This window comes from Cupriavidus sp. 30B13 (genome assembly GCF_049059565.2).
Taxonomy (GTDB): Bacteria; Pseudomonadota; Gammaproteobacteria; order Burkholderiales; family Burkholderiaceae; genus Cupriavidus.
Map to the genome: position 1 here is coordinate 3334765 of NZ_CP188224.1, position 13710 is coordinate 3348474.

The window sequence follows — 13710 nt, forward strand, 5'->3', positions numbered from 1 at the left end:
TCGATCACTTAAATACATTTCGGTTGATACAATCACAACCCGGTATCGTGTTGTACTGCAGCGTCTCATCAACGCTCACGACACCTTTACTACATCCCATATTGTTAAAGAACAGCCGATGTTTCCATCGTCTTGGCAAAGCCAAAGGCAAACGCTTTTCTCTCAAAGCGCTTGCCTTTGGACTGACCAACCCAAGGTAGTGGTGGAGGATGACGGGATCGAACCGACGACCCCCTGCTTGCAAAGCAGGTGCTCTCCCAGCTGAGCTAATCCCCCGATAACTTGGTGGGTCTGGTAGGACTTGAACCTACGACCCCCGCCTTATCAAGACGGTGCTCTAACCACCTGAGCTACAGACCCTTGGCTGTAACACCAAACAAACCGATAAGTGTGAACGCTCAACAACTTCTGCACGCTCTAGAAAGGAGGTGATCCAGCCGCACCTTCCGATACGGCTACCTTGTTACGACTTCACCCCAGTCATGAACCCTGCCGTGGTAATCGCCCTCCTTGCGGTTAGGCTAACTACTTCTGGCAAAACCCACTCCCATGGTGTGACGGGCGGTGTGTACAAGACCCGGGAACGTATTCACCGCGGCATGCTGATCCGCGATTACTAGCGATTCCAGCTTCACGTAGTCGAGTTGCAGACTACGATCCGGACTACGATGCGTTTTCTGGGATTAGCTCCCCCTCGCGGGTTGGCAACCCTCTGTACGCACCATTGTATGACGTGTGAAGCCCTACCCATAAGGGCCATGAGGACTTGACGTCATCCCCACCTTCCTCCGGTTTGTCACCGGCAGTCTCTCTAGAGTGCCCTTTCGTAGCAACTAGAGACAAGGGTTGCGCTCGTTGCGGGACTTAACCCAACATCTCACGACACGAGCTGACGACAGCCATGCAGCACCTGTGTCCACTTTCTCTTTCGAGCACCTAATGCATCTCTGCTTCGTTAGTGGCATGTCAAGGGTAGGTAAGGTTTTTCGCGTTGCATCGAATTAATCCACATCATCCACCGCTTGTGCGGGTCCCCGTCAATTCCTTTGAGTTTTAATCTTGCGACCGTACTCCCCAGGCGGTCAACTTCACGCGTTAGCTACGTTACTGAAGAAATGAATCCCCAACAACTAGTTGACATCGTTTAGGGCGTGGACTACCAGGGTATCTAATCCTGTTTGCTCCCCACGCTTTCGTGCATGAGCGTCAGTGACGTCCCAGGGGGCTGCCTTCGCCATCGGTATTCCTCCACATCTCTACGCATTTCACTGCTACACGTGGAATTCTACCCCCCTCTGACATACTCTAGCCTTGCAGTCACAAGCGCCATTCCCAAGTTGAGCTCGGGGATTTCACGCCTGTCTTACAAAACCGCCTGCGCACGCTTTACGCCCAGTAATTCCGATTAACGCTCGCACCCTACGTATTACCGCGGCTGCTGGCACGTAGTTAGCCGGTGCTTATTCTTCCGGTACCGTCATCCCCCCGAGGTATTAACCCAGAGGATTTCTTTCCGGACAAAAGTGCTTTACAACCCGAAGGCCTTCTTCACACACGCGGCATTGCTGGATCAGGGTTGCCCCCATTGTCCAAAATTCCCCACTGCTGCCTCCCGTAGGAGTCTGGGCCGTGTCTCAGTCCCAGTGTGGCTGATCGTCCTCTCAGACCAGCTACTGATCGTCGCCTTGGTGAGCCTTTACCTCACCAACTAGCTAATCAGACATCGGCCGCTCCTATCGCGCGAGGCCTTGCGGTCCCCCGCTTTCACCCTCAGGTCGTATGCGGTATTAGCTAATCTTTCGACTAGTTATCCCCCACGACAGGGCACGTTCCGATGTATTACTCACCCGTTCGCCACTCGCCACCAGGATTGCTCCCGTGCTGCCGTTCGACTTGCATGTGTAAGGCATGCCGCCAGCGTTCAATCTGAGCCAGGATCAAACTCTTCAGTTCAATACCTGTGTGACCCAAAAGGGTCTCGCTCTTTCGAGCGGTCGCTCACTCTCAGAAAACTGACTCGATCCCTCCGAAGAAGAACCGAACATGTTTTACTGTGCGAGCACTTTATAACTTGTAAGCTCCGGCGCTGTTACGCACCGGGCATCCGCTATCAAGCGCCCACACTTATCGGTTGTTTGTTTGTTAAAGAACGCACCGCGGTTCGCTTCGCTTACCGCGTCGCTGCTTCGTTGTCAGCAGCAGAGAAACGAGATTATGAAGAACTTTCTACGTTTCGTCAACAGGTTTCGCAATCTTTTTTTGCTCCAGCCAGCCGCGCCTTCCGCGCCGCCAACCTCCCCCATCAACCCCGCAACCCTTGTCCCGTCTGCTTTGCAGCGCGCTTCGTGTTGCGAGGGAGCGAATATTAAGGCCACCCAAACACCTTGGCAAGCGTTTTCTGAAAATTCCTCAAGAATCTTTGTGACGCCCTGATGAAGGGGCTTCCGGCCCCGGGCCGGGAAGCGCGGAAAGACCGCGCAACCCGTGCCGCTGCCACGCATCCCTACCTATCCCCATCCATTAGAATCGCCGGATGCAAGACCTCTCCTCCCCCGCGCCGCAGGACCAGCCCGCCGGCGTACCGCGCTACCCGGACGCGCAAGCCCTGGCCGCAGCCCTTTCCCGCCCCATCGTCTTCGTGGACCTGGAGACCACCGGCGCGGACGCCACCCGCGACCGCATCACCGAGATCGGCGTGGTCGAGGTGGGGCCGGAAGGCATCGTCGAGTGGGACACCCTGGTCGCCCCCGGCATCGGCATTCCGCCCTTCATCCAGCAGCTCACCGGCATCACCGACACCATGGTGCAGGGCCAGCCGCGCTTCGAGGACCTGGCCGAGGATCTGGCGGAGCGGCTGCAAGGCAAGCTCTTCGTCGCCCACAACGCGCGCTTCGACTACGGTTTCCTGAAGAACGAGTTCCGCCGCGCCGGCATTACCTTCCGCGCCGACGTGCTGTGCACGCTGCGCCTTTCCCGCTCGCTGTTCCCCTCGATGACCCGCCACGGGCTGGACGCACTGATCGCCCGCTTCGGGCTGGAACCCAAGGGCCGCCACCGGGCGCTGGCCGACGCCGAACTGCTCTGGCAGTTCTGGCAGAAGATCCACGGCCTGTATAGCGTCGAGCTGGTCGAGTCCGCCGTGCGCTCCCTGGTCAAGCGCGCAAGCCTGCCCGCCGGCCTCGAGGAAACGGCGCTGGACGAGGTACCCGATACGCCCGGCGTCTACCTCTTCTACGGCGACCAGGACCTGCCTCTCTATATAGGGAAGAGCATCCACCTGCGCCAGCGCATCGGCGCGCACTTTTCGGGCGACCACAGCGCCGCGCTGGAAATGCGCCTCGCGCGCGCAGTGCGGCGGGTCGAGTGGCGCGAGACCGGCGACGAGACCGGGGCCCTGTTGCTGGAAGCCCGGCTCATCAAGCTTATGCAGCCGCTGCACAACCGCATGCTGCGCCAGAACGCCGCGCTGTTCGCCTGGGAGCTGCCGCCCGGCCTGAGCGCGCCGCTGCTGCGCTCGGACCGCGATACCGATTTCGCCCGCCACCCCAACCTGTATGGCGCTTTTCCCAGCCGCGCCGGTGCCGAAGCGCACCTGGCCGAACTGGCGCAGGCTCACGAACTCTGCCAGGCGACGCTGACGCTGGAAAAGCCGGCCCGGCGCGGCCTGCCCTGCTTTGCCCGCCAGCTCCACCGCTGCCGGGGCGCCTGCACGGGAGACGAACCGCTGCGGGACCACCGCGAACGGCTCGCCACCGCGCTCGCCGGCCTGGCACTTCAGCCCTGGCCTTTTGCCGGCGCGGTGGCATGGCGCGAGCAGGACAGCGCCAGATCCTGGTGGCATGTCGTGGAGAACTGGTGTTATCTCGGCTCGGTGGCCACGCTCGAAGAAGCGCCACCGCTGCTGGCCGGGCCGGCCCGCTTCGACCTGGATACCTACCAGATCCTGGCGCCCAGGCTGGCGCAACTGCTGGCCAACGCCATTGCGCTGGAACCCGCCCGGCAATTCACGCTGGAGCCCCCGGCGCCGCCGGCACGGATTGCCGCCGGCCGCGACGCCGCGCCCCCGGCCGGTTCACGCCGACGCAGGCTGGCCAGCCCGGACCAGCAAACCCTGTCGTTCTTCGAACAATAGATCGGCAACGGACGGCATCGCCGGCGCACACACCCTGGCCCCGTTAACCCGTTACCTCGCCGGGCCGACCGGGTGCGGCGTGAACTCGCCGCCCTGAAGGCCGCGCCAGACCAAACGGTATACCAAATATGCGAAAATCGCGCCCAATTACAGGGCGTGCCATAGCATACGTGCGCGTGCCCCACCCCGATTTTGTGCGTAGGTATCCCGCATCGCACCAAAAAACGGCCGCCGCCGCCGCATTCCATATTCGTCTTGCGCTTCGTGTTTTGATGAATATAGTATACCGATTTGCGCAGTAACCTCCCCCGAAGCCCCCAACCCGCGCCAGCCAGCCGCGGGTCTCACAAGAGACGGAGTACAGCGTGACGCGGCAAGACATTGCGAGCATCGATCCCGGCCAGGCGGATCTCTGTTTCCTGCCGGCCTGGGAAGCGGCCGACCTGCTGGCCCGGGGCGAAGCCAGCGCCGAGGACCTGGTCGACCGGTGCGAGGCGGCCTACCGGGCCTGGCATCCCAGCATCAACGCCATCGTGCTGGCGGACTTTCCCGCCGCGCGCGCGGCGGCCCGGGCCAGCGACCAGCGCCGCCGCGCTGGCCGCGCACTCGGCGTGCTCGACGGCATCCCCTTCTCGGTCAAGGAATCCTTCGACGTGGCCGGCTGGCCGACCACGTGCGGCAGTCCCGCCCAGCGCGGCAACATCGCCGCCGGCGACGCCGCCGTGGTCGAGCGCCTGCGCGCCGCCGGCGCCATCCTGCTGGGCAAGACCAACGTGCCGCTCGGCCTGCGCGACTGGCAGAGCTATAACGCCATCTATGGCACCACGCGCAATCCGCACGATCCCGGCCGCACGCCGGGCGGCTCCTCGGGCGGCAGCGCCGCCGCGGTCTGCGCGGGCATGAGCTTCTTCGACGTGGGCTCGGACATCGGCTCCTCGCTGCGCAACCCGGCGCACTACTGCGGCGTGTTCTCGCACAAGAGCAGCCACGGCCTGATTCCGCTGCGCGGCCACGGCATCGGCCGCACCTACGGCGAGCAGGACATCAACGTGGCCGGCCCGCTGGCGCGCAGCGCGCGCGACCTCGAACTGTTGCTGCACGCGCTGGCCGGCCCCGACGGCAGCGATGCGCTGGCGTACCGGCTCAGCCTGCCGCCCTGCGACAAGCGCACTCTGGCCGATTTCCGCGTGGCCGTGCTGCCCAGCCATCCCCTGTGCGAAGCCGACGCCGAAGTCAGCGGCCAGATCGAGACGCTGGGCCGCTGGCTGGAGGCGCGGGGCACCCCGGTGCGCTGGAACGTACGCCCCGATTTCGATGCCGCCGCCTTGTGGCACACCTATGTGCTGATGCTGCGCGCCACCACCTCGGTCCACATGGACGACGCTGCCTTCGACGCCGCGCTGGCCCGCGCCGCCGCCGCTACCGCCGCCGCGCCGGACGACCACGACTACGCCACGCTGCAATTCACCGGTGCCGGCATCCGCCACCGCCACTGGCTGCAGCTGCAGCAGGCGCGCGCCGGCTTCGCCCAGGCCTGGCAGCGCTTCTTCGAGGACTTCGACGTGCTGCTGTGCCCGGCCGCCGCCACCACCGCCTTTGCGCTGGACGAGGCCGGCGAGCCCTGGCAGCGCACGCTCCAGGTCAACGGCCGCGCGCTGCCCCTCACCAGCCAGCTGTTCTGGGCCGGCCATTCCGGCCTGTGCGGCCTGCCTTCGACGGTGGCCCCCATCGGCCCGGGCAGCAGTGGCCTGCCGGTGGGCGTGCAGATCGTGGCCGGGCGCTTTGCCGACCTGACCTCGCTGCGTTTCGCCCAGTTGCTCGAAGCCGCGGGTTTCGCCTTCCGGCCGCCGCCGGTTCACGCCAACACGGTGCCACGCGCCCCGGCGCAACAACACTGACAGGGCACCGTCCCCATCCACAGACAAGCACAGACGAGGAGCGAGCATGCTGGACTGGTTCAAGGATTTATCCAAAATGGAGCGCAAGGGCTTTTACGGCGCGTTCCTCGGCCATGCAGTCGACGTGTTCGACTTCATGATCTATTCCTTCCTCATTTCGACGCTGCTCGCGCAGTGGGGCATGAGCAAGTCCACGGCCGGCGCCATCGTCACCTGGACGCTGGTGTCCTCGCTGGTGGGCGCCATCGGCGCGGGCATCCTGGCCGACCGCTACGGCCGCGTGCGCGTGCTGCGCTGGACCATCGTGGTGTTCGCGCTGGCCTGCTTCCTGTGCGGGCTGGCCAATTCGCCCGAGCAGCTGATGCTCTTCCGCATGCTCCAGGGCCTCGGCTTCGGCGGCGAATCCTCGCTGTGCATGGTGCTGGTGACGGAGATGATCCGCAACCCGGCGCACCGCGGCAAATACTCCGGCTTCACCGCCAGCAGCTATTCCTTCGGCTGGGGCGCGGCGGCCATTGCCTACGCCATCACTTTCAGCATCTTCCCGGCCGAGACCGCCTGGCGCGTCTGCTTCTTCCTCGGCATCCTGCCCGCGCTGGTGGTGGTCTACCTGCGGCGCAACCTGGAAGAGCCGGAGATCTTCGTCAAGAGCCAGGCCGAGCGCGCGGCGCACGGCGCCCCCACCGCATGGCAGCAGCTCGCGCGGCTGGGCCGCCGGCCGCTGCTGGGCAAGACCATCCTGTGCAGCCTGCTGTCGGGCGGCATGCTCGGTGCCTACTATGCCATCGCCACCTGGCTGCCGACCTTCCTCAAGACCGAGCGCGGCCTGTCGGTGTTCGGCACCAGCTCTTACCTCGCCATGACGATCTTCGGCTCGCTGGTGGGCTACGTGGCCGGCGCCTACGCCACCGACCGCTGGGGCCGCCGCACGACCTACGTCGCCTTCGCGGCGGGCGCCTTCGTCATGGCGCTGGTCTATATGGTGATCCCGGTCTCGAACACGTCGATGCTGTTCCTGGGCTTCCCGCTCGGCGTGCTGATGCAGGGCGTGTTCGCCGGCATCGGCGCCACCATTTCGGAGTCCTATCCCAACGACATCCGGGCCACCGGCTATGGCGTCTCGTACAACGTCGGGCGCGTGATCGGCTCGCTGTTTCCGTTGTCGGTGGGCTGGCTCAGCACGGGCCGCACCTCGCTGCCGCTGGCCATCGCCATCGTGGCGGGGGTGGGCTATGCGATGGTGATGGGCGCCGCGCTGCTGCTGCCGGAAACCAGCGGCATCGACCTGGGCCAGGCCGGCGGCGGCGACAGCGAGCACGAACCGCCCGCCGAGTCCGGCCAGGCCGTGCTGGCGCCGACTGTGGGCAAGCCCGCATAACCGGCGCCGGGCCGCTTGCCGGCGGGCATGGCGCTGCGCTAGTCTGCGCAGAGGGGGCGCGCCTGCCCCCGTGGAGCCGCCATGCCCGCCGTCTGCCGCGCCCTTGCCCCCGCCGCCTCCCGCCGCCTGATAGCGCCTCTTGCCGCGCTTGCGCTGGGCGCCTGCGCCGGCCTCGAGCAATCGGCCATGCGGCACGTGCTGGATTCCTGGCAATCCGCGCCCATCGAACAAGCCAAGGAACAGTGGGGCCCGCCGCAAGCGGTGCAGTCGGTGCCCGGCGGCACCGCTTACCTGTGGACCGCGGAAGTGCCGCCGGCGCATCCGCCCGGCGGCGGTCCGCGCGATGCGCGCGGGCCGACCTCGCCGGAGCCGGTGCTGCGGCCCGGCCTGTGCCAGCGCCGCCTGATCGCCGGCCCGAGCGGCCTGGTCATCGGCGGCGACTGGTCCGGCAACGCCTGCTGCTTCGCCACCACCATCGGCCGCTGCGCCGGCCTCGCCAGGAAATCCGCGGGCGCCTGAAACGCCCGCACACCGAACCGGTGCGCGCCGCGCACCCGGCATCCGCCTCCATGCACCCTCCATGCACCCTGCGTGCACCATCTCGGACCGGCGGGCGGCCCCGCACGGGCCCATTTGCCGCTTATCCACCACACCGGCCCGGCGCGGGCCGCCCGCCGGGCCGGCCGCGGCGCGCGCCACGCACTGGCACACCTCTTGCTGATTTCCCCGTCGAGTAGAAGCGGTTAACGCCGGCACCGGCCCCTTAGCGGGCCCCCGTCCGCCGGCGTGGGACATTGCTCTCGCGACCATCCGGTCGCACGCCCGAACGTCTCGCCAGGCGAGACACCGGGCGTTTGGATCCGGCCACCAGGGCCGGGCACGAGAGAAAAGAGAGCGCCCCGATGTCCTCCCTCCTCACGCCCGTATTCCAGTTCGCTGCCGCCCTGCGCGGCAACGCCGGCGCGCGCCCGGCCCCGTTTTTTTCCCCCTCGCAGCACCTCGCCCCCACCGCCATCCCAGTCCGTCAAGGAGCCCCCATGAAGACGCCATCCCCGATGCGCCGCCTGCTGATCGCCGGCGCCTGCGCCGCGCTCGCGCTTGCCGCCGTGCCTGCCCGCGCGCTGGCCGCCGACAAAGTGACCTTCCTCACCTCGTGGTACGCCCAGGCCGAACACGGCGGCTTCTACCAGGCCGTCGCCACCGGCATCTACAAGAAATACGGCCTCGACGTGACCGTGCGCATGGGCGGCCCGCAGGTCAACGGCACGCAGATCCTCACCAGCGGCCAGGCCGACTTCCTGATGGGCTACGACCTGCAGGTGCTCAAGAGCGTGGAGCAGGGCGTGCCGGTCACCACCGTCGCCACCTCGTTCCAGACCGACCTGCAAGGCCTGATGACGCACGAGGACGTCAAGAGCCTGGCCGATCTCAAGAGCCGCACGGTGCTGGTGTCCACCTCGGGCCGCACCACGTGGTGGCCGTGGCTCAAGGGCAAGTACAAGCTCGACGATGCCCAGTCGCGCGTCTACACCTTCAACCTGCAGCCTTTCTTCGCCGACCCGCAATCGACCCAGCAGGCCTATGCCTCGTCCGAGGTGTTCGCCGCCGGCAAGGCGGGCGCCAGGACGCGCTTCTTCCTGTTCGCCGACGACGGCTACCCGCCCTACGGCACCACCATCGTCGCCATGCAGAAGACCGTCAAGGACAAGCCCGACGTGGTGGCCCGCTTCGTCAAGGCCAGCATGGAAGGCTGGAAGAGCTACCTGGCCGACCCCGCGCCGGCCAACGCCCTGATCAAGCAAGAGAACCCCAACATGAAGGACGACCAGCTCGCCTGGGGCGTGGCAAAGCTCAAGGAATACCGCATGGTCGGCGGCGGCGACGCGGCCCGCTACGGCATCGGCGTAATGACCGACGCGCGCTGGCAGAAGACGCGCGACTTCATGGTGGAGGCCGGCCTGCTCAAGGCCGACACGGACTGGAAGCAGGCCTACACCACGCAGTTCGTCAAGGACCTCAAGGTCATGCCGTGACGCACGGCGCCAAGGCCGAGGCGAAGAAGAACCCCAAAGCACAACCCGACACGAAAGGAACCGAACCATGCTGGTCACCCAACAACCCGTGCTGCGCCGCTTCTGGTACGCGCTGATGCCGGTCTCGATGCTCGACGACGGCCCCAGGCCCTTCACCCTGCTCGGCGAGAAGCTGGTGCTGTGGAAAGGCGCCGACGGCAAGCCCGCCGCGCTGCAGGACCGCTGCTGCCACCGCACCGCCCGCCTGTCCAAGGGCTGGGTCAACGAGCGCGGCGAGATCGTGTGCGGCTACCACGGCTGGCAGTACGACTGCTCGGGCGCCTGCGTGCGCATCCCGCAGGCGCCCGGCAACGCCATCCCCTCCGGCGCGCGCGTGAAGGCCTACCACGTGCAGGAAAAATACGGCTACGTGTGGGTGGCGCTGGACGACCCGCTGCAGCCGATCCCCGATTTCCCCGAGGACGGCAACCCCGCCTACCGCCGCATCTTCCAGTTCTACGAGCAGTGGAACACCAGCTCGCTGCGGGTGATGGAGAACTCCTTCGACAACTCGCACTTCAGCTTCGTGCACCGCGCCAACTTCGGCCTGGCCGAGCAGCCCAAGCCGGAGAAGTACCACCTGGAGCAGACCGAGTGGGGCTTCGAGGCGGAGACCCTGGTGCCGATCCGCAATATCGAGGCCGGGCACCGCGTCACCGGCACCACCGAGCCCATCACGCACCGCCACATGTTCAACCGCTGGGACCTGCCGTTCACGCGCCGCTTCGGCTGCACCTACCCGGCCAGCGGCATCCACCACATCATCTACAACTGCGCCACGCCGATCGACGACCAGAACGTGATGCTGTCGCAATGGCTGTACCGCAACGACAGCGAAGAAGACTGCTCCACGCAGGAACTGATCGACTGGGACGCGCCCATCGTCGGCGAAGACCGCGAGATCCTGGAAGCCACCGACTACGACGCCTGCGTCGACACGCGCCGCCGCGTGGAATTCCACATGGAGTCCGACAAGCCCGGCCTGCTGATGCGCAAGATGCTGATGGAGCTGTTCACCCGGCACGGCGAGAAGGAAGTGTTCCGCATCCCCGTGGTGCGCGGCTAGCGGCAAGAAACGGGAGACCCCACATGAGCGCCCTCTTTCGCAGTGCCATGCCAGCCCCCGCCGCCACGGCGGCCCCGGGCGCGGGCGGCAGCCCCGCCGCGCGCGGCCAGGACGAGCCGCTGCTGTTCGCCAACCAGGTCGAGAAGACCTACGCCAACGGCACGGTCGCGCTGGAACGCGTCAAGCTGTCGATCCGCCCCGGCGAGTTCGTCTCGCTGCTGGGCCCCTCCGGCTGCGGCAAGAGCACGCTGCTCAAGCTGTTCGCCGGCCTCGAGGCGCCCTCGGCCGGGCACCTGCGCTGGTGGGGCGGGCCGGCGCTGCCCGCCGCCATCGGCACGCCCGGCCGCACGCTGGCGATGGTGTTCCAGGAAGCCACGCTGATGCCGTGGGCGCGCGTGGCCGACAACGCGCGGCTGCCGCTGGACCTGGCCCGCATGCCGCGCGCCGAGGCCGACGAGCGCGTGCGCCGCGCGCTGGCGCTGGTGGGCCTGGGCCGCTTCGCCGCGGCCTATCCGCGCGAGCTGTCGGGCGGCATGCAGATGCGCGTGTCGATCGCGCGGGCGCTGGCCACCAACCCGGACCTGCTGCTGATGGACGAGCCGTTCGGCGCGCTCGACGAGTTCACCCGCAACAAGCTCGACGCCGACCTGCGCGCGCTGTGGGCCGAGCGCGGCCTCACGGTGGTCTTCGTCACCCACAGCATCTACGAAGCGGTCTACCTGTCGAGCCGCGTGGTGGTGATGGCCGCGCGCCCGGGCCGCGTGATCGGCGACGTGGCCATCGCCGGACCGGACGTGCGCGACGAAGCCTTCCGCGTCTCGCCCGCCTTCATGCAGTACTGCGCGCAATTGTCGGCGCTGCTGACGCAGGCCAATACCGGCTTCGACCCGGACGCGCACTGAGCCGCCCTCCCCTGCCACAGGACAAGAAAGGAGTTCCCCATGCATCCCCCGCTACTGTCCCGCCCCGCCGTGCAGCGCGTGGCCGCCCCGCTCGCCGTGGGCGTGCTGCTGTTGCTGGCCTGGCAGGCGATCTGCACCGCGCTCGCGGTGCCGGCCTACCTGGTCCCCGCGCCCACCGCCATCGGCCATGCGCTGGTGGAAGACTGGAGCCTGCTGTCCGGCTCGCTGTGGGTGACGCTGCGCATCACGCTGCTGGCCTTCGCGCTGGCGGTGATGGTGGGCACCGCCGCGGCCTTCCTGTTCGTGCAGAGCCGGCTGATCGAGGCCAGCCTGTTCCCGTACGCGATCCTGCTGCAGGTCACGCCGGTGGTGGCGATCGCGCCGCTCATCATCATCTGGGTCAAGCAGCCGACGCTGGCGCTGGTGATCTGCGCCACCATGGTGGCGGTGTTCCCGATCATCTCCAACACCGTGCTGGGCCTGCGCAGCGTCAACCCCGGCCTGCTCAACCTGTTCCGCATCAACCGCGCCAGCCGCTGGGACACCCTGCGCCGGCTGCGCATCCCGAGCGCGCTGCCGTATTTCTTCGGCGGCCTGCGCATCTCCTGCGGGCTGGCGCTGATCGGCGCGGTGGTGGCGGAGTTCGTCGCCGGCACCGGCGGCACCGGCGCGGGGCTGGCCTACCAGATACTGCAGGCAGGCTTCGCGCTCGACATTCCGCGCCTGTTCGCCGCGCTGCTGCTGATCACGCTCACCGGCGTGGCGCTGTTCGGCGCCATGTCGATGCTGTCGCGGCTGGCGCTGTCCCACTGGCACGAAAGCGAGCTCGCATGACGCCTCCATCGATCCTGATCCGCAACGCCACCGCCATCCTGACCGGCCTGACCGGCGCGGCCGAGCGCCATGCCGGCCCGGACGTGCGCATCGCCGGCAGCGTCATCGAAGCCATCGGCGCGCTTGCGCCGCGCCCGGGCGAGCACGTCATCGACGCCACCGACTGCGTGGTCTACCCGGCCTGGGTCAACACGCACCACCACCTGTTCCAGTCGCTGCTCAAGGGCGACCCGCCCGGGCTGGACCTGACCCTCACGCCGTGGCTCGGCGCCACGCCCTACCGCTTCCGCGCCGCCTTCGACGCAACCACGTTCCGCCTGGCCGCGCGCATCGGGCTGGTGGAGCTGCTGCGCAGCGGCTGCGGCACGGTGGCGGACCACAACTATCTCTACTATCCCGGCATGCCGTTCGACAGCTCGGCCATCCTGTTCGAGGAAGCCGAGGCGCTGGGCCTGCGCTTCGTGCTGTGCCGCGGCGGCGCCACCCGCACGCGCCAGCTCGAAGCCGGCCTGCCGCAGGCGCTGCGGCCCGAGACGCTCGACCAGTTCCTCGCCGACTGCGAGCGCCTCGCCGCGCGCTATCACCAGCGCGCGCCGGACGCCATGCGCCGCGTGGCGATGGCGCCCACCACGCCGCTGTATTCGATGTCGCCGGACGAGCTGCGCACCAGCGCGCGCACCGCGCGGCGGCTCGGCATCCGGCTGCACAGCCACCTGTCGGAAACGGTGGAGTACCAGAACGCCGCGCACGAGAAACACCGCACCACGCCGGTGGCCTTCTGCGCGGAACACGAATGGCTCGGCCCGGACGTCTGGTTCGCCCACCTCGTCAAGCTCGGCGCCGGCGAGATCCGCCAGCTCGGCGCCAGCGGCGCCGGCATCGCGCACTGTCCGCAGAGCAATGGCCGGCTCGGCAGCGGCATCGCCGACATCCCGGCGCTGGAAGCGGCCGGCGTGCCGGTCTCGCTGGGCGTGGACGGTGCCGCCTCCAACGAGGCCGCCGACATGATTTCCGAAGCCCACGCCGCCTGGCTGCTGCAACGCGCGCGCCGCGGCCACGAGGCGCGCGCGCGCGCCGAGGGCGGCAGCTTCGAAGGCGGCGCCGGCGCGGCGCGCGTGGAGGACGTGGTGCGCTGGGGCACCGCCGGCGGCGCGGCGGTGCTGGGCCTGGACGCCGTCGGCACGCTGCAGCCGGGCAAGGCGGCCGACCTCGCCATTTACCGGCTCGACGACCCGCGCTGCTTCGGCCTGCACGATCCCGCCATCGCGCCGGTGGCCAGCGGCGGGCGGCCCGCGCTGCGCGCGCTGCTGGTGGCCGGCCGCGTGGTGGCCGAGCACGATGCGATCCCCGGACTCGACATGGCCGCACTGGGCGCGGCCGCGCGCGACGCGGTGCGGCGGCTGCAGGAGCGCGCCGCCGCCGTCTAGC

9 protein-coding genes, 2 tRNA genes and 1 rRNA gene are annotated in these 13710 nt (G+C 67.6%); 9 read left to right on the forward strand and 3 right to left on the reverse strand.

Annotated elements, in window-relative coordinates; all coding sequences use genetic code 11:
• Nucleotides 1-200: 200 nt before the first annotated feature.
• From ACKI2N_RS33955 to ACKI2N_RS33965, 3 genes are all read right to left on the reverse strand, one after another.
• Nucleotides 201-276 (reverse strand) — tRNA-Ala (locus tag ACKI2N_RS33955).
• A 7-nt stretch (nt 277-283) separates the two neighbouring features.
• A tRNA-Ile gene (locus ACKI2N_RS33960) sits at nt 284-360 on the reverse strand.
• Between the two features lie 61 nt (nt 361-421).
• Nucleotides 422-1953 (reverse strand): 16S ribosomal RNA (locus ACKI2N_RS33965).
• A 580-nt stretch (nt 1954-2533) separates the two neighbouring features.
• Here ACKI2N_RS33965 and ACKI2N_RS33970 point away from each other — a divergent pair.
• The 9 genes from ACKI2N_RS33970 to ACKI2N_RS34010 all read left to right on the forward strand — a co-directional run bounded on the left by ACKI2N_RS33970 (nt 2534) and on the right by ACKI2N_RS34010 (nt 13709).
• Complete coding sequence (locus ACKI2N_RS33970; protein WP_420997894.1) at nt 2534-4132, forward strand: exonuclease domain-containing protein; 1599 nt, start codon at nt 2534-2536, stop codon at nt 4130-4132.
• Between the two features lie 365 nt (nt 4133-4497).
• Nucleotides 4498-6030, forward strand: a complete 1533-nt coding sequence (locus ACKI2N_RS33975; RefSeq protein WP_426990917.1) for an amidase — start codon at nt 4498-4500, stop codon at nt 6028-6030.
• A gap of 46 nt (nt 6031-6076) precedes the next feature.
• Nucleotides 6077-7408, forward strand: coding sequence for an MFS transporter (locus tag ACKI2N_RS33980; protein WP_420997892.1), 1332 nt, complete (start codon nt 6077-6079; stop codon nt 7406-7408).
• Nucleotides 7409-7489: 81 nt separating this feature from the next.
• Entirely contained in the window at nt 7490-7927 is a 438-nt protein-coding gene (locus ACKI2N_RS33985; RefSeq protein WP_420997891.1) for a hypothetical protein, read from the forward strand.
• 518 nt (nt 7928-8445) lie between these two features.
• Nucleotides 8446-9441 carry an ABC transporter substrate-binding protein gene (locus ACKI2N_RS33990; protein WP_420997890.1) on the forward strand — a complete coding sequence of 332 codons (996 nt, stop codon included), beginning with the start codon at nt 8446-8448 and terminating at the stop codon, nt 9439-9441.
• Nucleotides 9442-9508: 67 nt separating this feature from the next.
• Entirely contained in the window at nt 9509-10546 is a 1038-nt protein-coding gene (locus ACKI2N_RS33995; RefSeq protein ID WP_420997889.1) for a Rieske 2Fe-2S domain-containing protein, read from the forward strand.
• 23 nt (nt 10547-10569) lie between these two features.
• Nucleotides 10570-11448: an ABC transporter ATP-binding protein gene (locus tag ACKI2N_RS34000; protein WP_420997888.1), complete on the forward strand. Its 879-nt coding sequence runs from the start codon at nt 10570-10572 to the stop codon at nt 11446-11448.
• Between the two features lie 39 nt (nt 11449-11487).
• The gene (locus ACKI2N_RS34005; protein ID WP_420997887.1) at nt 11488-12282 is read left to right on the forward strand and encodes an ABC transporter permease; all 795 of its coding nucleotides are present in this window, start codon (nt 11488-11490) and stop codon (nt 12280-12282) included.
• On the forward strand, nt 12279-13709 hold the full coding sequence (locus tag ACKI2N_RS34010; protein ID WP_420997886.1) for an amidohydrolase family protein: 1431 nt from the start codon (nt 12279-12281) through the stop codon (nt 13707-13709). The genes ACKI2N_RS34005 and ACKI2N_RS34010 overlap by 4 nt, the downstream gene beginning before the upstream one ends.
• Nucleotide 13710: the final 1 nt, after the last annotated feature.